The organism is Succinatimonas hippei YIT 12066 (assembly GCF_000188195.1).
GTDB classification, from domain to species: domain Bacteria; phylum Pseudomonadota; class Gammaproteobacteria; order Enterobacterales; family Succinivibrionaceae; genus Succinatimonas; species Succinatimonas hippei.
In genome coordinates this window covers 24,940-44,304 of the sequence record NZ_GL831075.1, presented here as the reverse complement: position 1 = coordinate 44,304, position 19,365 = coordinate 24,940, and the positions used below count along the sequence as shown (strand labels likewise).

The window sequence follows — 19,365 nt, the reverse complement described above, 5'->3', positions numbered from 1 at the left end:
GTATTGACACCGGTCACTTCATATCAGTTTTTAATCTTTTTGGCTCTAGCTTATATTTTTACAAATAAAAAAAGCCCGGAGACCAAACCGAGCTTTTCTAAAGAAAACCAGCAATAATTATTTAACTGCTACTTTTACTACTACTTTTACAACCGGCATTTCTTTACCCTGATAAGCAGCACGCGGCTGGTGAACCTCTTCTGGAGGAACAACGACGAAATCGCCTTTCTTAAGATTTACCGGAGTATAGAACTTAGGAGCCTTGAAGAAAATGCAATCATTTTCAAGTTTCTCTTCTTCTACTTCGCAGTCAGAACGCAGGGCAACGCCAAAAGACTCTTCACCTTCTGCAATATACTGAATATCAAAATAATCGTTATGGGCTTCAAAACGAGCCTTTTCAAACGGCATGGTGGTATAACGCTGAACTAAAGCGAACACTCCATCACAAATATCATAACGACCATCTTCCATCTTGGTAACGTCATTGTTGGCAAGCCAGTCATAAGCTTTAGTGAACTTTTCGGCAAGATAATCATATTTTTTAGCCAAGGCAATATTTGACGCGAACATTTTATTCTCCTAAATTAATCAGATGAGTTGATAATACCCGATCTGGTATTTTTGAAAACAAGAAAAATTCAAAAATACTATTTACTTCTCAAAAACATTTACCAAAGCTTAAATTCTTTGATTTTTGTACCGTTTAATTCATATAAAGAGATCTGATCATTATCAATAACACCAAAGCCTGCAGCGGTCCCTCCTTTAGGAATTGAAATAGAACCAGGATTGATATTAATGATACCGTTCGCATATTCAAAAACGCCTGAGATATGAGTATGTCCGGACAAAACAATATCTCCGCGCTTTAAACCTAATTTTTTTATTCCATCTTCAGTCTTAAAATCATAAAGATGTCCGTGAGTATAAAAAATTCTGCGAATTTTTCCGTCTTTTTCTATAAACAAATAACCGTAAGGGGCATTACACGGGAAGGAAAACATCATTCCGTCAACCTCCCCGTCACAATTACCCCTTACTGCTACAATCTTGTCCTTATAAAGATCTAAAAGTGTAGTTACTTCCATCGGCGCGTAACTGCCGGGAATTTTATTACGCGGACCATGATTTAAAAGGTCACCTAAAAGGACAATTGCATCACAGGAAAACTTTTTATAAAACTCTAAAGCAAGAGCAGTTTCCTCTGCTCCGCCGTGAATATCAGATAAAACTAAATAGCGCATATTTAAACCCGTTATTGACTATCTTACGACATAACGCATGCACACAGTTTCTCCTGCCACTGCCTGTCCGGTTCTTAAAGTTAAACGCTTAATTCTGTCAACAGAGCCTGATGTAATAATCAGCGGAGAGGTGATATCAAAACGCTTCTGTCTTAAAAAATCCAAATCAACTTTACAAATAGGCTGACCTGCCTGAACTCTCTCACCCTTTTTTACTAATGGAGTAAAACCGTTTCCTTCAAGCTTAACAGTATCAATACCAATATGCAGCAAAACTTCAATACCGTTATCTCCGGTAATACCGTATGAATGTTTTTGATCTGAGATAAACGAAATAACACCTGAAATCGGAGCTACAGCATCACCGTCAGCAGGGATGATCGCAACACCGTCACCTACGACTTTTCCTGCAAAAATCGGCTCATCAACATCACCTATAGATACGACATGACCGCTCATCGCTGCATATATGGGCTCGCCTTTATCTTTTACAAAAAACATGACCGACTCCTAAAATTTACTATTTGACTTAATTTTCACTACTGAATTATACCAATTTGCATAGCAACAAAAGGATACTCAATACGTAAAAAAGCCGAATGAGACTCCCGTTCGGCTTAGTACTTAATCGTAAAACAAATTTAAAATCAAGGCTGGTAATTTGCCTCAGCCATCTTCTGTTCAATATACTCGCGGGCTTTTACTATCTTACCGATAGGGTCATCAACTTTGTCCCCCCACATCTCAAGCATAAAGCTGCCGCGATAATTTAATTTCTTTAATATCTTAAAAATATTAACAAAATCAACAGTACCTTCACCGAATTGCAAATCTCTAAACTGTCCTTTGCAAGTATTGCTTACCGGTAAAGTTTCTTTCAAATGAATAGCCGTGATCTTGTCAATTCCGCTTGAAAGTTCCTGATCCAAATCATTATTCCAAGCAGTTAAATTACCGACATCAGGATAAACACCGAACCACGGTGAATTAAGCATTTTATTCCAGCGCTGCCACTTGGTAATTGAACTCATAAAAGGAGTATCCATAATTTCTGTAGCAAGCATAACTTGAGCACCTGCAGCCATTTCAACTGCTTTACGCATACCTTCGTCATAACGTTCCAAAGTACCCTCATCCTGTTCTTCGTAATAAACATCATAACCTGCAAGCTGAATATTGCGAATACCTAAATCATTGGCAAGCTCAATAGCTTTAGCCATGATGTCATACGCTCTTTGACGGATTTTAGGATCATGACTGCCAAAAGGATATTTTCTATGACCGGAAAGACACATTGACGGGGTCAAAATACCGCAATCAATCTTGGTTGACACGAAATCTTTACGCTGTTGTTTAGTCCAATCAAGGCGCGATAACCGTTCATCAGTTTCATCAACTGACATTTCAACATAGTCAAAACCTGATTGTTTTGCGATTTCAAAACGCTCTTTCCATGTCAAATCTTTAGGCAGCGCTTTTTCATATATACCAAGCGGATGAATTCTCATGGATAAACTCCTCATGCAAATTTAATATTATTGCGCATTGCAAATCTTGTGATACGGAATTGAGATCCTTTTATCTAAAACAGGCAATCCGATTGCTTTAGATATTTCCTCTGAGTCTTTAGTATCAAGCTTTACCATCGTTACCAATACTTCGCTTAACTTGGTCGCATCATTGCACACTGTCCCGAGCATTCTTCCTTCCTCTACGGCTTTTCTTGCTTCAGGAATAGCGTCAATACCCAGAACCGGAATATATTTGTTTGCATCTTCAAGATTGTAACCGTACTGGTTAAGATCGGTGATTGCTCCCATGGCCATTGCATCATTGTTGCAGACTACAGCCTCAATATTATTGAAAGTAAGAGAACTTACCGCCTGGTCCATAAAATCAAAGCCTTTTTGGAACTGCCAATTTGCGTTAGCACTAAATACTACTTTATATTTAATTCCCTGTTCGTTTAGAACCTTCAAAACCTCCTGGGTTCTCAACACAGCATCAAGATGGGTCTGCTCACCTTTTAACATCACCAAATCCAAAACCCCATTCTTATTTTTGTCATAGTCAGGGTGGGCTTTTAAATAAGAAACCAAGATTTCTGCCTGATAACGACCTGACTCACGCGGAGAGGTTCCGACAAACCACGCATTATCATATGAAGCTAAAACTGCGTCACTTACATTACGATTAAAGAAAATAATCTGGCGAGTAGTATCTTTAGGTAAAGATGCCAAAAATTCACCAGCGTAAGAAGAATCAACCAAATTAATTAAAAGGGGAGTATTTTTTTTATCGGCAAGCGCAATATCCAAAGTTTCACTTTGCGCATAGGCATCATCTGCCGCGTTATATTTTTTTAAATTTATTCCCTGCTCTGATCCTTCCTGTGTCAGAATCTTGTCAAGATTTGCTATGAAAGAATCGGTTAAATTGTAATAAAAAACATCGGCAGATTTAGATTCTGCAGCAAAAACTGAAGAGGCAAGCAAAAGTTGAGAACAAACGACGGTTACTTTTAAAGCATTATTTACTTTCATAACAAACCTTCTTAAAAATGTTGATAAAGACCGGATCTGATACAAAAAAGCCTATATGACAGTGCTGTTTTCACTCCCATATAGGCAATACATTTTACTTCAGATAAATAAAACGCTTGTTGAGAAACACTGATTTCCTCAACATTTCTCAATTACGGCTTAAGAATTACTTTAATTGCATCCTTGCCGTGAGCGGTCTCGAAGCCTTCCTTCCAATGATCAAGATCGAAAGTATGAGTTACGATGCCCTTAGAAGTAATCAAGCCTCTTTCAAGTAAAGAGATTACGGTGTCGTAGCAATAAGGTCCTAAGTGAGCGCCCAAAATATCAAGTTCCTTACGATCACCGATAATTGACCAGTCGGCAGTTACGTCAGCACCGAATACGCTCATCTCAACGAAGCGGCCTAACTTTCTGGTCATTTCAAGACCCTGAACCGCGCCTCTCGGATTGCCGGTGGCTTCAATATAAACATCGCAGCCATAGCCGTCAGTCATATCAAGAATTGCCTTCAAAGCGTCTTCTTTTGCCGGGTTAATGACAACATCGGCACCGAACTTCTTGGCAAGTTCCAAACGAGCCTCAATAGTATCAAGAACAACTAGCTTCTTAGGATGCTTCAATGCTGCAGCCTGAACAATACCGAGACCTAAAGTACCGGCACCTGCCAAAACTACGACGTCTTCAAATTGAATGTTAGCTCTTTCGGTAGTATGCATTGAGCAAGCCATCGGCTCAATAAAAGCTGCGTCTTCAAGAGACAAAGCATCAGGAATCTTATGAATAACTGAATTCGGATGGAAAAGCATGTACTCAGCCATACCACCGTCGGCGATCTTACCCTGATAACCGTACATGTCATGAGGCTGGCACATCCAATACTGGCCTGATTTGCAGAATCTGCACTTACCGCAAGGAAGAATCTGCTCGGCAAGAATGCGTTCACCCATCTTAACGCCGAAATGCTCTTCTGCGCCTTCGCCCATAGCTACTACGGTACCGAAAAACTCATGGCCAGGGACTACCGGGGTCTTAACCCAAGGATTCTCTCCCCAGAACATCTTTGCGCCTGCTTCGCACTTGATGTCACCGGCACAGATACCGCATGCGCCGACTTTAATCAAAACTTCATTAGGACCGGGCATAGGAGTGTCAATCATTTCCAAACGATAATCGTGCGGACCGTGATTTACCAGTGCCTTCATCTTTGCCGGAATTTGAGCCATATTTTTTGTCCTCATGTTTTAATAAGCCACGAAAATGTAGCTTTTGTCTTTAAATGATAACGTTATCATTATTGTTTTAAAAAAATAAAAAGATAGTGATCTATGTTGCAAACTTGTTCAATAAAAAAAATTGAAGCTTTATTTTGAGAATTACGACATATTTTTGGCTGAATTTTGCTTTTCTTATAAAGAGCTACGATTACGCCCCGTAAAATCACATCGAAGAATGTTTCTATAAACAACCATTTGATATATAATGTAAAAATATTTGATTACAGCTTAATATTCCTTACTTTTAGTTCTTTTTACTTTAAAGTTTATAGAATTTGTATAGATCTTTTACCCTATCATGCTGCTGCAAACTGCACCCACAAAACGGCTGCAGACAGAGTTCCGACCATAATAGACTTTACCCATTATTCCTTTTGCTATTAAGCAATTACTTTTCCTAATACATATAGTCTTTCATTAAACTTAGACGAATTATTGTTCTCTATAAGATTAAACAGCAATTCCGAGATCTTCTGCCCCCATTCAAAAGGACTTGAATAGACGCAAGGAATATCAAAACCGAAGTCCTTAGCATAAGGAACCTCATCAATTGAAAAATAATCCACGTCTTTTATGCCGTATTGCCTGCACATACCGATAAAGGCAAGAGAAATGAGTCCGTTAATTCCTACAAAATGAGAAGGGGGATTAGGAAGCGTCTTAAAATAAGTCTTTAAGTTTTCCTTTGCTTTATCATAAGCATAATCCGCATAAACGATTTCATAATCGACTTGCTTTGTTTCAAGAATCGATAAAATTCCTTTAATACGCTCCTGAGTAATCAAAGATTCCTCAGGTCCGCCTACAATCAGCAACTTTTTAATTTCCTTTTGAGCCAAATAATTGCCGCACTTCACCCCTATTTCATAATTATTCAAAAACACACCGGGCAAGCGATAACCGTCTATATCACGATCCAAAAGCACCAAGGGAATGTTATAGCCACGGGCCCGCTGTACGTAAGACGGCTTGTACCCTTTTATATCATGAACTACCGATAACACGATTCCGGCTACTTTATAACTGAATAAGGCATCAAGCGCTCTTTCTTCATTGATTGAGCTGCCAGCGGTTTCAAACATCATTAAGGTATATCCGTTCTTGTCTGCTTTCTCGCACAATTCTTTCACAACTTGAGCATACACGGGATTATACGTACTGTCGGTAATAACCCCGATTAATTTACTTGAATTGGTCTTTAAACTGCGGGCAAAAGCATTTGGACGATACTTCAGTTTGGCGGCTGTTTCATAAATCAATTCTCTGGTTTCTTGCTTTACAAGCTGAGGATTTGAGAATGCGCGTGATACCGTAATATTCGACAGTTGCAGATACTTAGCTATATCAACGATAGTAACTTCTTTTTCTTTATTATTTTTCATAAGTATCCTCAGAAACACAGAAAAAATTTTCTAAAAACATAATAAATATATAATATTAAATGCCTTTATTTAATGTGTAAGTTCGGTCTCAAAAAATTGAGAAACTATCGCTAGGACTCTTGCCTTAAGCTACAGATACTGTTCGACATTAAAATACAAACACTTTATAAAACAAACAATTAAAAATTAATAAATTCTTTACACGGATTATTTTTTTGTACTTTATTTATTTTTATAAATTCTATACATGTCACATAAATTATATATTTATTACTAAAATGTCGATTTTTTAGTCCCCGATCACGAAAAGCATGCACCAAAATTAATATATTAAATTCATGTTAACGTTGTCATTGCCCTATTTTATTAGGCAGCGTTGCATGTAAAAAAACTTAAGGAGTTGTCTATGAAATTAACCAAAACCATTTTAGCTGTAGCTACCACTGCTGCCATTGCTTCTTTTTCCTTTGGCGCAAATGCAGCCGACAAGCTGAAAATCGGTATGTCTTTCCAGGAAATGAATAACCCTTACTTCGTCACCATGAAGGAAGCTTTGGAAGAAGCTTGCGCATCAGTTGGTGCTGAAGTCGTTATTACCGACGCTCGTCACGACATTTCAAAACAGATTAGTGACGTTGAAGATATGCTCCAGAAAGATATTGACATTCTGCTGCTTAACCCGACCGACTCTGTAGGCATCCAGTCAGCAGTTATTGACGCCAACAAGGCCGGCGTAGTCACTGTTGCAATTGACGCTCAAGCAGAAGGCCCTATCGATTCATTCGTCGGTTCAAAGAACTATGATGCAGGTTTGAAAGCTTGCAAGTTCTTAGCTGACTCCATCGGCGGCGAAGGCGATGTTGCAATTCTTGACGGTATCCCTGTAGTTCCTATTTTGGAACGTGTCCGCGGCTGTAAAGATGCTCTGAAGGATTATCCTAAGATCAAGATTGTAACCGTCCAGAACGGACAGCAAGACCGCGCTATCGCTATGAACGTTACTGAGAACATTCTCCAGTCTGCTCCTAACCTCAAGGGTATGTTCTCCGTAAACGATGAAGGTTCACTTGGCGCCCTGTCAGCAATTCAGTCCTCAGGCCGCGATATCAAACTTACCTCCGTTGACGGTAACCCGCAGGCTGTTGAAGAAATCGCAAAAGGCAACTCCCCATTCATCGGTACTTCAGCACAGTATCCTCGTGACCAGGTCCGCGTAGGTATCGGTATCGCCCTCGCTAAATACTGGGGCGCCAATGTTCCTAAAGAAATCCCTATTGATGTTACTTTGATCACCAAAGAAAATGCTAAGGGCTTCTCCTGGTAATTCTTTGTTTTCATAAGTAAATAATTAATTCTTGCCATCCTTATTACTAGTTAATAAGGATGGTTTTATAGGGGTTACTATGGAAAGACTATTAGAATTACAAGGAATTAGTAAATCTTTCCCAGGTGTAAAAGCACTTGATAACATTTCTTTGACCTTGGACAAAGGTGAAATTCACGCGCTTCTGGGAGAAAACGGAGCGGGCAAATCGACCTTAATGAAGATTTTGTGCGGTATTTACAGTAATGATGAAGGCAAAATTTTCGTTGAAGGTAAAGAAGTCAAGTTCGGCAATTATAAAGATGCCATTGACGCAGGCATCGGCATTATTTTCCAAGAATTATCCTTAATTCCTTACTTAAACGCAGTAGAAAACATTTTCTTAAATCGCGAAATCAAAAATGCATTCGGATTAATTGATTTTGCAAAAATGCGCGTCGAAACATTAAAGATCCTTGACCGACTCGACGTTCATATTAATGTTGACGTTCCTGTAGAACAACTTAGTGTCGCAGAGCAGCAATTCGTTGAAATCGTAAAGGCTTTGTCACTTAACGCCAAAATCTTAGTACTTGACGAGCCTACTTCAACTCTTACGCCAAAAGAAGCCGATCACTTGTTCGACATCATGCGCGAACTTAAGCAAAAAGGCGTTGGAATGTTCTTCATTTCGCACCACCTTGATGAGATTTTCGAAATTTGCGACACCATTTCCGTTTTGCGCGACGGAACCTATGTCGGCACGAAACCGGTTAAAGATTCCAATGTCGACGAATTGGTCGAAATGATGGTCGGACGCAAAGTTGAAAACAATTATCCTCCTAAACCAGAAGTTCCTCCTCACGAAAAAGTTATTCTTGAAGTTAACAACCTTATTCGTGAAAAGCACGGTAAACCGAGTTCATTCAAACTTTACAAAGGCGAAATTTTAGGTTTCTTCGGCTTGGTCGGAGCCGGTCGTACTGAGACTGCCCGCGCTTTAATCGGAGCCGATCCGGTTTACTCTAAAGAAGTAATTCTTGACGGCAAAAAAGAGACTCTAGGCTCTCCTGACGTGGCCTTGCAAAAAGGAATAGGTTTGCTGCCTGAAGATCGTAAAGCCGAAGGTCTGATTTTACCTTTTTCCATCACTGAGAATATTGCCATGAACAACTACTCCAAGTGGATAGTCGGCAAAATATTCATCGATGATAAAAAAGAAGTGGAAACCGCAAAAGATTTGATTAAAAAGGTCAGAGTTAAAACCCCTAGCCATGAGACCGCAGTTCAAAATCTTAGCGGCGGAAACCAGCAGAAAGTAGTCATCGGCAGATGGTTAAACAATGACTGCAAAGTGCTCATTTTCGATGAGCCGACTCGCGGCATTGACGTTGGCGCTAAAGCTGAAATTTACGAGCTGATGCGCAAGCTTACCGAACAAGGCATTTCGATCATCATGATCTCATCCGAGCTGCCGGAAATTATCGGTGTATGTGACCGAGTTGAAGTTTTCAGGGAAGGCGCAATCGTCGCCGATTTAACCGGTGAAGACATTAACTCCAATACCATCATGTTATACGCTACAGGAAACAAATAAGAATGAACACTCAAGTTTCTCAAGACTCTAAAGCCATGAGCACCTTTAAAGCTCTTAGCAAACAACCGATTTTCTATCCGTTAATCGGATTCCTGCTCGTTTTCATTATTATGACCGTTGTAAGCGACAGCTTCCTTACCTACAACAACCTGTCAAATATCGGTCGTCAGGTGTCAATTAACGCCATTATCGCCGTCGGTATGACTTTCGCTATTTTAACGGGCGGTATCGACCTTGCCGTAGGTTCAGTAATGGCATTGTCCGGCACTATTATGGCAGGTCTTATGGCCGGCGGCATGCCGATGACCGTTGCTATCGTAGCCGGTATTGCCTTGGGCTGCGTTTTAGGCGGCTTAAACGGTATGATGGTTGCATACGCTAAGATGCCTCCTTTCATCGTTACTTTGGCAATGATGACTATTGCCCGCGGTCTAGCCCTCATCTATACCGGCGGTTACCCGATTGCTGGCATTGATCAGGCATTTGCTTTCTTCGGCCGCGGCAGTGTTCTCGGCATTGAAACTCCGATCATTATCACCGTAATCGTTTATGCCATCGCTTATATCGTATTGAATCATACTCCGTTCGGCCGTCACGTATATGCAACCGGCGGTAACTATGAAGCATCACGCTTAAGCGGTATTAAAGTTTCACGTATTCTGTTCCTAGTTTACACTATTTCAGGCTTAACTTCTGCTTTAGCAGGCTTAATCATCACCTCCCGTTTGATGTCCGGTCAGCCTAACGCAGGTGTTGCTTTTGAATTGGACGCCATCGCTGCAGTAGTATTAGGCGGTGCTGCTATGAACGGAGGTAAAGGAACTATTCTCGGCACTCTGATGGGCGCATTGCTCCTTGGCGTATTGAATAACGGTTTGAACTTAATCGGCATCAACCCTTACGTTCAGAACGTTATCAAGGGCATCATCATTCTCTTTGCAATTTACGTCGGTACTGAAAAGAAGAAAGCCCGCAGCTAACAAGATATTTCTTTCAATTCCGGAGAACATAAGTTCTCCGGTTTTTCAGTCAAGATTTCGGAGTATAAATCCATGAGTTATTTCCTTGGAGTTGACTTAGGCGGCACTGTCATCAAAGCCGGAATTTATAATCTTGCCGGTGAAGAAATCGCAGTATGCGAGCATACCGCAAATCTTTTAAGCGAAGCCGAAGGTTTTGCCGAAAGAAACATGGATGAGATGTGGAAAGCCGTCTGTATCGTCACTGGCGGTGCTGTTAAAAAAGCCGGTATTGATAAGGCAGACATCAAAGGCGTATCTTTCTCCTCCCACGGTAAAGGTTTATATGCAATTGACAAAGCCGGAAATCCGGTTCGTAACGGCATCATCTCCTCAGATACACGTTCTGTAGATATCGTTTTAAAATGGCTTGCCGACGGCACTGCTGATAAAGCATATCCTTACGGCATGCAGCAAATCTGGACGGGACATCCTGTCTCACTTTTAAGTTGGTTAAAGCAAAACGAAAGAACAAATTACGATAAAATTGCAGCCATCTTAATGGTGCACGACTACGTTCGTTTCCGTATGACCGGAGAGATCGGTGCTGAAATCACCAATATCTCCGGCAGTAATATGTATAACATTCAAACGGGACAATACGATCCTAAATTAATGTCCTTATTCGGCGTTGAAGAATGTGAGAACAAAACTGCACCTATCGTAGGATCTTCAGAAGAATGCGGCAAAATTACCGCAAAAGCTGCTGAAGAATTAGGACTTGCTGCAGGAACCCCGGTATTCGGCGGATTCTTTGACGTAGTATCAGCTGCAATTGCCTCAGGTGTCGTTGATGATACCGCAATAAGTGCCGCAGCTGGTACCTGGTCAATTGCAACAGCCGTAAGTAAATCAATACCTAAAAAAGCTCATCACTACGTTTGGGGTCGCTACTGCATCCCGGGATTGTTCTTCGTCCATGAAGGCTCTCCTACCTCGGCATCAAACCTCTCTTGGTGGCGTGATAATGTCATTTCTCACTTAAGCCTTGACGAGTGCAATAAGTATGTTGACGAGATACAAAAAGCATTTAAGAAAACCAGTTTATTCTTCCTGCCTTATCTGTTCGGTTCAAATTACCAGATAGGCATGAATGCCAATCTTTACGGTCTGCAGGCTCACCATACGATTAAAGATGTGGTTTATGCTATTTACGAGGGTATTGTTTTCTCCCATACCTTAAATCAGGACAAGATTTTACAAATAACCCCCAACGCCACGACCATTCGTATGAACGGCGGTCCGACCAACTCAGAGCCGTGGATGAAGATCTACGCATCAACTGCCAATATGCCGATTGAAATTTCAACGGTAAAACAAACAGGATGCAAGGCTGCTGCTATTTGTGCGGCTGTAGGCGCCGGATATTATTCCGACTACTATGATGCAATCAAGCAGACATTGCAGCCAATGAAAATTATTGAGCCGGATCTTAAACTCAATGCATATCTGCGCGAAAGGTATGCTGAGTTCCTAGAGATAAACGAAAAATTGGCAAAATAACGTTTTCCTTATAAATACTCCTCTCCATAGTACCTTTACTCCGTAACGTATGTTACGGAGTTTTTTCTTTTAAACGTTCTCTAAAGCGTACATTGTTTTTAACAAACGAATGCCGGTTCTTGTTTTAAATATTTTGAATAAAATGCTTGCTGCCGAACTTTTAGGCAAGGAATCCTCGTAAATATTCACTAAAAAGTCCGCCTCAACCAAAATTTGATAATCAATGCCGTCAATAGCTTTATAAGTGTGATGATGTCCGACTAAATAACAGACTCTATCAATTATCTGTGCGTCAATATTAAGAGTCTCCAGAAGTTTTTTAGCTTCAGAAGGTCCCTCTTTTTCCTGATATTTACCCATGCTGGAGTGGTATTTAATTTCAGCGTTTTTAATACCGATATCATGAACTAATGCAGCGATTTCTATAACAAAAACCTCATTTTCGGATAAATTTTCTTTTTCTGCTATTAACTTAGCAAAAGCATGAACCTTCACAAAATGTTGAATTCTTTTAGGATCACCTGAATAGTAATCAATCATTGCCTGACAAACTGCAGAAATTTTCTCAGCGTTCATTTTTAACTCTCTAATTATCTATCTCAACATTAACCAAACAGTTTAAAAATATTATGTGCGGAAATCCTGCTTTTTTCTTAAAACTGCGTAAAAAGCACCATTTTTGCATTTAAAATTATTTCTAACATTAACAAACTAGGAATTTTGCATGAAACTTTATTTTATGCGTCACGGAATGACCGACTGGAACCTTGAAGACAAAATTCAGGGACAAGCAGATATTCCGCTTAATGATTTTGGTAAAAATCAAGCTGAACAGGCAAGCCTTGCCATTTCTAACATTAACTTTGACAAATGCTATTACAGTCCGCTCATTCGTACCAAAGAAACAGCATTACGAGCCTTAAAGGGTCAGAAAAATTGTCCTCTTTTCAAATATGATCGGGTAATTGAAATATCTTACGGTGTTTGTGAAGGAGATTTTATTCCGGATATACGCAAAAACCCGCATCATCCATTACATAATTACTTGATGAATCCGGAATTTTTTATTCCTCCTGAAAGAGGTGAATCAATTCCTAGCATTGTCAAAAGAGCACAAATATTTTTAGATGAAATAAAAAACGAAGCAGACGGCAACAAAAACATTTTAATCGTTAGTCACGGAGGTTTTATCCGCGCAGTGATCATGGCTGTACAAAAACTTCCGCCCCAGTTTTTCAGAAAAACCCGTGAACAGAAAAACTGTGCCGTAACCGTATTTGAATTTAAGGACGGGAAATGGAAGCTGCTTCAGGATGCCGTAGATATCCTTGCAGGAGAAAAATTACAGTAAGCAAAAGCAAAAAGGGTGACATTTAATTTGCCACCCCTTTCCATAAACATCGTTTTTAGCTTAAGCTTTTTTTACTTCACCGGCTTTTGCAGCTTGCGCCAAGTTAGTAAGGCGTACGGCTTCAATTGAATTACCGTCAACCTTGATGACCTCAATTGACCATTTAGCAAGAGCGATCTTTTCACCAAGCTCCGGCATTCTTTGTAAATAATCAAGAATAAATCCGGCCATAGTATGATATTGATCGTTTGCCGGCACGGTAAATCCGGTAACACGGGTTATGTCAGTCAATATGGCATCACCCTCAATTCTGAAAACGCCGGGACGAATTCTGACGATTTCAGGTATTTCGGTTTGATCAGGAAGTTCACCTGCGATTTCTTCCATAATGTCGTGAAGTGACGCGACACCTTCAAAATTACCGAACTCATCAAAAATAAAGGCGATGTTTTTCTTTGCTTTTCTAAACTCTTCAAGAGCCTTTAAAATATTTACAGTCTCAGGCAAATAAAGCGGCTGACGAACCTTCTGAGAAAGAGGCAGCTGATTCTTCCCAAGGGACAAGCCCTGAGTCAGAATGTCAATTCTTCTGATATAGCCTAAAGGCTGATCTTTTTGTCCGTCTTTATAGGCGACCAAACGAGAATGAGTTAAAGACAAAGCCTCTTTTTTCAATGATTCATAATCATCATCAAGATCTACCATTTCAAGATCGGGACGCGCGGTCATTACGGCTTTTACCGGCAGTGAAGATAACTGCAATACGCGTGACACCATCTCTTTTTCCTGGGTGTTAAAAACAGAAGATCCTGTTTTTGAAACGATAGCTTCTTTTAAGGTTTGAACCTGATTCTGATTAGAACCAAGAAGCCTCAGCACTAAGTTAGCGGCGATTTCTCGGCTTTGCATTGAGTTAACGCCAGAACCCAAATTTAGGGTATTCTTACGCGCGACCTGATTAAAGATTTCAATGAGGATCGAGAAACCGATTGCGGCATAGAGGTATCCCTTAGGAACATGGAAATGCAAAGCTTCCATGATAAGGCTGAAACCGATAAGCAAGAGGAAGCCTAAACAGAGAATAACCAAAGTCGGATGATGGCTTACGAATTCGGTTATAGCCTTACTTGCCAATGTCATGATGCCCATAGCTATAACTACGGCAAATATCATGATAAAGACATGGTCAATCATACCTACGGCTGTAATGATGGCATCAAGCGAGAATACCGCGTCTAATACCATGATCTGAAGCACAACCAAACCGAAGGCGTGACCGGCCGCTTTACTTGCAGACAGTTCTTCGTCAAAACCTTCAAGTTTTGAATGAAGCTCATGCGTTGCTTTATATAAAAGGAAAATACCGCCTATCATCATTACGATATCACGTCCTGACACTGCAAAATCGCCTAAATTGAAAAGCGGTTTAGTCATAGACACGATATACGAAATGAATGTCAACAAAATGAGACGAATGACTAAAGCACCGCCCAAACCGGCATAACGAGCTTTCGCCTGCTGATGCTTTGGCAATTTTGCCGACAGAATAGCGATAAATACTAAGTTATCAATACCTAAAACGATTTCGATAACAACCAGAGTTAAAAGACCCAACCATGCAGTCGGATCATTTACCCACGCCATGTCAAACATGACATGATGAGCGACTACAGGATCCATAGCTTTACTTCTTTAACGGTTAAAAGAAAGGAAAATAAATTTATAAAAGAGAAACAACTGTCAGGTGACACTTTTTTTAATACTTTATCGACTTATGCCTTATGGCAGTAATAAAAATATACACTATTATGCGCATATTGCAAGATATGCGCATTCCTAAGAATATTAACGGTCGTTTTTACTAAAGCGTTTTGCAAACCTGCCGTTATCCTTTCTTCCGTAAGATGAACGCTTGGCGTCTCCGTAAACATACTTTCCGGAACGGGAGCCGTACGGATTTCGATCTTTGTCATCAGCTCTTCCTTTTCTGAAAGGATTATGCGATGCATTTAAAGCTTTACGACCTGCGGCTTTAATATTGGCTTTATGTTTGGCAAATTTTTCAAGGGCATGCTTTTTATCATTGCTCATTGAAGCTAAAGAAGTACGGGCAATCTCGCTGCTTTCAAGAGCTTTAAGACCGACTGCCGCTCTTAAATTATTAATCTCGCTTAAAGTAAGCTCACGATATTTTCCTGCTCTTAATTTATTATCAAGATCCACTCCGGCATAGCGAATACGGATAAGACGACTGACCTGTAAGCCCACAGCTTCCCATAAACGACGTACCTCACGATTACGTCCTTCTTTTAAAGAAACGTGATACCACTGATTACGTCCCTCACCACCTACAAAAACAACTTTATCAAAAGAAGCTTTTCCGTCTTCAAGCATCACACCTTGTTTCAATGCGGCAATTTGCTTATCGGTTACCTCACCGTAAATACGTGCAGCGTAAACACGCTCAATTTCCTTTGAAGGATGCATCAAAGCATTTGCAAGCTCACCATCCGTAGTAAACAGCAGTAAACCTGACGTATTTAAATCAAGACGACCTACATAAATCCAGCGGCCTCCGTCAGGACGGGGTAAATGATCAAAAACCGTAGGACGATCTTCAGGATCTTTATAAGTAGTGACTTCACCTTCTGGCTTATAGTACATAAGCACACGGCATTTAGGTTTTTCCGATAACGGCGTTAATACTACTTTACCGTCAATCTTTACTGTCAAAGGTCCTTCTACCCGATCGCCAACCGCTGCGACTTTTCCGTTAACCTCAACTCTTCCGGCTGCAATCAATGCGTCTAATTCACGACGTGATCCGAGGCCTTGTCTTGCCAAGACTTTTTGCAGTTTTTCGCTCACATTACACCTTCAAAAAAAATCCTCCGCATTTTAGGAGGAATCTACAACGTTACGACCGTGCAGAAACACAATTGAATTCTTCACACAATCGTAAATTAAATCAGCATTAAAGCTTAATAAGATATTTTAACATACTGACTTTTTTCTATGAAAGAAATCATCGCAGCAGGCATCGTACCTTACTGAAAAAACAGCCAAAAAAACATTAAATCTTTTATAGCTTCATCCATCAGAATTCTGATGAAAACTAACTTTTTTATAATTAAATTTTGATTGATAATATATATACGGAAACATCAACAGGAGGTTAGTTATGTTCTGCGCTAATCGTCCTGCAGGAACAGTATTTGCGGCACGCGCCGCTTTTGCACTTGCAGGATTTGCAATTGCGTCATGGGCACCTTTAGTGCCTTATATTAAAGAAGAGCTTTCTTTAACTCATTTAGAGCTCTCACGCATCATTCTTTTGATGGGCACCGGCTCAATCATAGGAATGCTTCTTATTTCGTTTTTTATAAGTTTTGCCGGCATCCAGAATGCGCTGTCACTTTCGGTGGCTGCGCTTACGGGATCTTTATTGCTGCTTGCAGCAATGCCCCCGATTCATCTGCTTGCCCCAACAGTATTTATTTTCGGTTTAACGTTAGGATGCGTTGAAGTCGGTGGAAATATTTACGGAACACATCTTGAGAAAACGACAAAAAGGATATTGCTGCCGTCAATGCACGGATGTTATTCATTAGGAGAAATCATAGCTCTTGCCATTATCTGCGCTTTAATTTTCTTAAAATTCAGTATTTTTGCAGCAATAGCTATTCCGTCCGTAATTTTAACCGGAATAACATTAAATGCCTTACGCAACATAGGCAGCGTAGCGATCTTTAACTCTGATAAAAAGCACAAAGAGAAAATGTTCGTACTGCCCAAAGGTGCCGTAATTTTCTTTGCATTTATTTCAAGCCTTATTTATATGGTTGAAGGCGGAATGCTTGATTGGTCAGGTCTTTTCTTATTGCAAAAAACCGATATCAGTATCGGATTTGCCAGCTCCGCCTATATTGTCCTAATTATCGCTATGGCCGCCGGTCGTTTTTCAGGAGCTTATTTAATCGGTAAATTTAAAAACTACAAAGTCGTGTTGGGCGGAGTAAGCCTCTGCGCTACCGCACTTATAGCCGTATACTTTGCGCAAAATTTAATTATTATCTACGCCTGCTTTATGGTTTTGGGTTTTGCTCTAGCCAATATTATGCCTATCTGCATTTCGCTTGCTGGAAAGCAACAGAGCATGCCGGTCATAGCGGCCGTATCGTCAATTTCAACTTGCGGGTACGGAGCTTTGATTTTAGGCCCTGCTTTAATCGGCTTCATGTCTGAGCTCATAACCTTAAACGGAGCATTCGGCGCATTAGGCTTGATGTCATTAGCATTGTCATTCATTATTATTTATAAAAGAAGACTATTTGCTATAGCTTAGAAAATACTCCTCACTTAAAAGGAGAAAAAATGGACTTTAACTTCAACCAGCTTCAAGCCTTCGTTTTAGCCGCCAAATTAGGATCTTTTTCCCAAACTGCGCGGCATATGGGCAAAGCTCAATCGGTAATTTCAGGATATATCCGTGATTTAGAGGACGATCTTAATTATCAACTGTTTAAACGCGGACATAAAATTGAACTTACCGAGCGCGGCGCCCTACTTTTAAAACATGTAAAAAAGCTGGTTGAAGACGGCGAAATCTTTTACGAACGAGCTATGGCACTTCATGACACGGCCCAGCCAAGTCTTCATTTCGGAATTGATTTTTCTATATATGATGCAGAGCTTTTCCATGTCTTACGCCAATATGCAGAGGCATTTCCTCATCTTGCTTTGCGCTTGTCCCCGATTTCTTCTTTTGAAGTAAAAGAGCTCATGCTTGAATACGATCTGGATGTTGCTCTTTATTTTAATCATAACGAGACCCTGCCGTTTAATTTCACCCATTTACGTCAGGTTCCCAATCGTATTATTGTAGGAAAACATCATCCGCTTGCAGATCAAAAAGAGATAACGCGTGATCTTTTAGCTAAACATCGCCAAATCGTTATCTGCTCAAATCTAAGTCGTGATGCCAAGGGAATTACCATATCTCCCAATGCATGGGAGGTCGATAATTATTATTATGCCTTATCATTAGTATCTCATAATGTCGGTTTTGCGATTGTTCCTGAACTGTTGACCGATCTTGATTACGAATTCACAAAAAGCATCATTACTCTTAATGATGATAACCTTAACTTTCCTGATGCAACTTTATCATTAGTATGGAAAGACGGATTATCTGAACTTAAACATTTTAATTTTTTAAAAGAAAAGATCTGTAAAGCCTATTCAATCTGATTTTCTAAAAAAATTTACTCTATCTTAAGTTAGGGCAAAGACAAACTTAAAAAAACAAAAGAATATATAAACAAAAACCTCATTGATAAGCCTTAATAGCAACCAATGAGGAACCTACGATTTAAAAAAAGATAGAGAAAATTTTTGCCTTATTTTCTCTTGTACTCAATAAGACAAACCAAAGCTGAAGCCATAATTATGAAATAACCCCATAATTCAGCGGTTTCTTCAACAAGTCTCTTCATATCCACATGAAAATTAGGACCTAAAGCATTCTCCCAGAATACTTTCATTCCGAACATACGCGAAAAAATCAAAACTACCGTAACGCCGGCAAACAGCCAGTAAAATGAATACTTTTCCAAGCTGGAGCTAATATCATCAATAACCTTTTTATATCCTGAACGCAGACTTGAGTAAACGAACAAAGCCGTAGCAGCTAAAGCAAAATAAACCCAGCTGCCATGAAATAAATAAGTGTCAAAAAAGGCATCAAGCTCTCTAATCATAAGACAGACAAGAAAACCGCTTATCAATATATAAAATTTATTGGGAGCCTGTCTTCCTATAAAACAATAAATTGCAGCAGAGGCCAAAAGAAGAAAAGTTTGCGTGTTTTCCACAAGACCTTGCTCTGAAAACTTGTCTTCAGGAAACAAAATAGTATCTGCAAAAGCCACTCCAAAAGTAATAAAACAAGTTAAAGATGCTCCGATAAAACATCCAAAAGCTTTTAAAATAACAAGACTGTCTTTACTCATGACTTTTTCCGCTATTAATTTTCTTCTTTATCCGTGAAAACTTTACTCAAAATTAGGAGTTTTGAGTTTTGTTGCATCCTGATATCACGAATTAAAGCTTGATAATTTCAGCTTTAAAAATTTCATGCAACA

The 19,365-nt window shown here is 39.8% G+C and carries 18 protein-coding genes; 7 read left to right on the top strand and 11 right to left on the bottom strand.

Features of this window, described 5'->3' with window-relative positions; all coding sequences use genetic code 11:
- Window positions 1-117 precede the first annotated feature (117 nt).
- The 7 genes from HMPREF9444_RS10035 to HMPREF9444_RS10005 all read right to left on the bottom strand — a co-directional run bounded on the left by HMPREF9444_RS10035 (window position 118) and on the right by HMPREF9444_RS10005 (window position 6,449).
- Window positions 118-573, bottom strand: a complete 456-nt coding sequence (locus HMPREF9444_RS10035) for a NanQ anomerase/TabA/YiaL family protein (protein ID WP_009144333.1) — start codon at window positions 571-573, stop codon at window positions 118-120.
- A gap of 98 nt (window positions 574-671) precedes the next feature.
- Entirely contained in the window at window positions 672-1,247 is a 576-nt protein-coding gene (gene yfcE, locus HMPREF9444_RS10030) for a phosphodiesterase (protein WP_009144332.1), read from the bottom strand.
- A gap of 18 nt (window positions 1,248-1,265) precedes the next feature.
- Window positions 1,266-1,748, bottom strand: coding sequence for a PTS sugar transporter subunit IIA (locus HMPREF9444_RS10025; RefSeq protein ID WP_009144331.1), 483 nt, complete (start codon window positions 1,746-1,748; stop codon window positions 1,266-1,268).
- Between the two features lie 146 nt (window positions 1,749-1,894).
- Entirely contained in the window at window positions 1,895-2,755 is an 861-nt protein-coding gene (locus HMPREF9444_RS10020) for an L-ribulose-5-phosphate 3-epimerase (protein ID WP_009144330.1), read from the bottom strand.
- 27 nt (window positions 2,756-2,782) lie between these two features.
- Window positions 2,783-3,790, bottom strand: coding sequence for a galactose ABC transporter substrate-binding protein (locus HMPREF9444_RS10015; RefSeq protein WP_009144329.1), 1,008 nt, complete (start codon window positions 3,788-3,790; stop codon window positions 2,783-2,785).
- Between the two features lie 152 nt (window positions 3,791-3,942).
- On the bottom strand, window positions 3,943-5,016 hold the full coding sequence (locus HMPREF9444_RS10010; protein WP_040909536.1) for an alcohol dehydrogenase catalytic domain-containing protein: 1,074 nt from the start codon (window positions 5,014-5,016) through the stop codon (window positions 3,943-3,945).
- A 431-nt stretch (window positions 5,017-5,447) separates the two neighbouring features.
- Window positions 5,448-6,449 (bottom strand): LacI family DNA-binding transcriptional regulator, encoded by a 1,002-nt coding sequence (locus tag HMPREF9444_RS10005; RefSeq protein ID WP_009144325.1) that lies wholly within the window; start codon window positions 6,447-6,449, stop codon window positions 5,448-5,450.
- Window positions 6,450-6,855: 406 nt separating this feature from the next.
- Between HMPREF9444_RS10005 and HMPREF9444_RS10000 the strand changes: the two genes are divergently transcribed.
- The 4 genes from HMPREF9444_RS10000 to HMPREF9444_RS09985 all read left to right on the top strand — a co-directional run bounded on the left by HMPREF9444_RS10000 (window position 6,856) and on the right by HMPREF9444_RS09985 (window position 11,871).
- On the top strand, window positions 6,856-7,773 hold the full coding sequence (locus tag HMPREF9444_RS10000; RefSeq protein ID WP_009144324.1) for an ABC transporter substrate-binding protein: 918 nt from the start codon (window positions 6,856-6,858) through the stop codon (window positions 7,771-7,773).
- 79 nt (window positions 7,774-7,852) lie between these two features.
- A complete protein-coding gene (locus HMPREF9444_RS09995) occupies window positions 7,853-9,349 on the top strand; it encodes a sugar ABC transporter ATP-binding protein (protein WP_009144323.1) in 1,497 nt (498 codons plus the stop codon).
- 2 nt (window positions 9,350-9,351) lie between these two features.
- Window positions 9,352-10,329: an ABC transporter permease gene (locus HMPREF9444_RS09990; protein WP_009144322.1), complete on the top strand. Its 978-nt coding sequence runs from the start codon at window positions 9,352-9,354 to the stop codon at window positions 10,327-10,329.
- Window positions 10,330-10,401: 72 nt separating this feature from the next.
- Complete coding sequence (locus HMPREF9444_RS09985; RefSeq protein ID WP_009144321.1) at window positions 10,402-11,871, top strand: FGGY-family carbohydrate kinase; 1,470 nt, start codon at window positions 10,402-10,404, stop codon at window positions 11,869-11,871.
- 69 nt (window positions 11,872-11,940) lie between these two features.
- On the opposite strand, the gene HMPREF9444_RS09980 is transcribed toward HMPREF9444_RS09985, so the two are convergent.
- Window positions 11,941-12,447 carry an HD domain-containing protein gene (locus HMPREF9444_RS09980; protein WP_009144320.1) on the bottom strand — a complete coding sequence of 169 codons (507 nt, stop codon included), beginning with the start codon at window positions 12,445-12,447 and terminating at the stop codon, window positions 11,941-11,943.
- A gap of 148 nt (window positions 12,448-12,595) precedes the next feature.
- Here HMPREF9444_RS09980 and HMPREF9444_RS09975 point away from each other — a divergent pair, with 148 nt between their 5' ends.
- Window positions 12,596-13,222 carry a histidine phosphatase family protein gene (locus HMPREF9444_RS09975; protein WP_009144319.1) on the top strand — a complete coding sequence of 209 codons (627 nt, stop codon included), beginning with the start codon at window positions 12,596-12,598 and terminating at the stop codon, window positions 13,220-13,222.
- 60 nt (window positions 13,223-13,282) lie between these two features.
- Here the strand turns inward: HMPREF9444_RS09975 and HMPREF9444_RS09970 are convergent, their stop codons facing one another.
- Together HMPREF9444_RS09970 and rluB are read right to left on the bottom strand one after the other, a co-directional pair.
- Window positions 13,283-14,902, bottom strand: coding sequence for a TerC family protein (locus HMPREF9444_RS09970; RefSeq protein ID WP_009144317.1), 1,620 nt, complete (start codon window positions 14,900-14,902; stop codon window positions 13,283-13,285).
- Between the two features lie 165 nt (window positions 14,903-15,067).
- The gene (gene rluB, locus HMPREF9444_RS09965; RefSeq protein WP_009144316.1) at window positions 15,068-16,090 is read right to left on the bottom strand and encodes a 23S rRNA pseudouridine(2605) synthase RluB; all 1,023 of its coding nucleotides are present in this window, start codon (window positions 16,088-16,090) and stop codon (window positions 15,068-15,070) included.
- A 313-nt stretch (window positions 16,091-16,403) separates the two neighbouring features.
- Here rluB and HMPREF9444_RS09960 point away from each other — a divergent pair, with 313 nt between their 5' ends.
- A complete protein-coding gene (locus tag HMPREF9444_RS09960; RefSeq protein WP_009144315.1) occupies window positions 16,404-17,567 on the top strand; it encodes an MFS transporter in 1,164 nt (387 codons plus the stop codon).
- 29 nt (window positions 17,568-17,596) lie between these two features.
- Window positions 17,597-18,472 carry a LysR family transcriptional regulator gene (locus HMPREF9444_RS09955; RefSeq protein WP_009144314.1) on the top strand — a complete coding sequence of 292 codons (876 nt, stop codon included), beginning with the start codon at window positions 17,597-17,599 and terminating at the stop codon, window positions 18,470-18,472.
- A 149-nt stretch (window positions 18,473-18,621) separates the two neighbouring features.
- On the opposite strand, the gene HMPREF9444_RS09950 is transcribed toward HMPREF9444_RS09955, so the two are convergent.
- The gene (locus HMPREF9444_RS09950) at window positions 18,622-19,233 is read right to left on the bottom strand and encodes a hypothetical protein (protein ID WP_009144313.1); all 612 of its coding nucleotides are present in this window, start codon (window positions 19,231-19,233) and stop codon (window positions 18,622-18,624) included.
- Window positions 19,234-19,365: the final 132 nt, after the last annotated feature.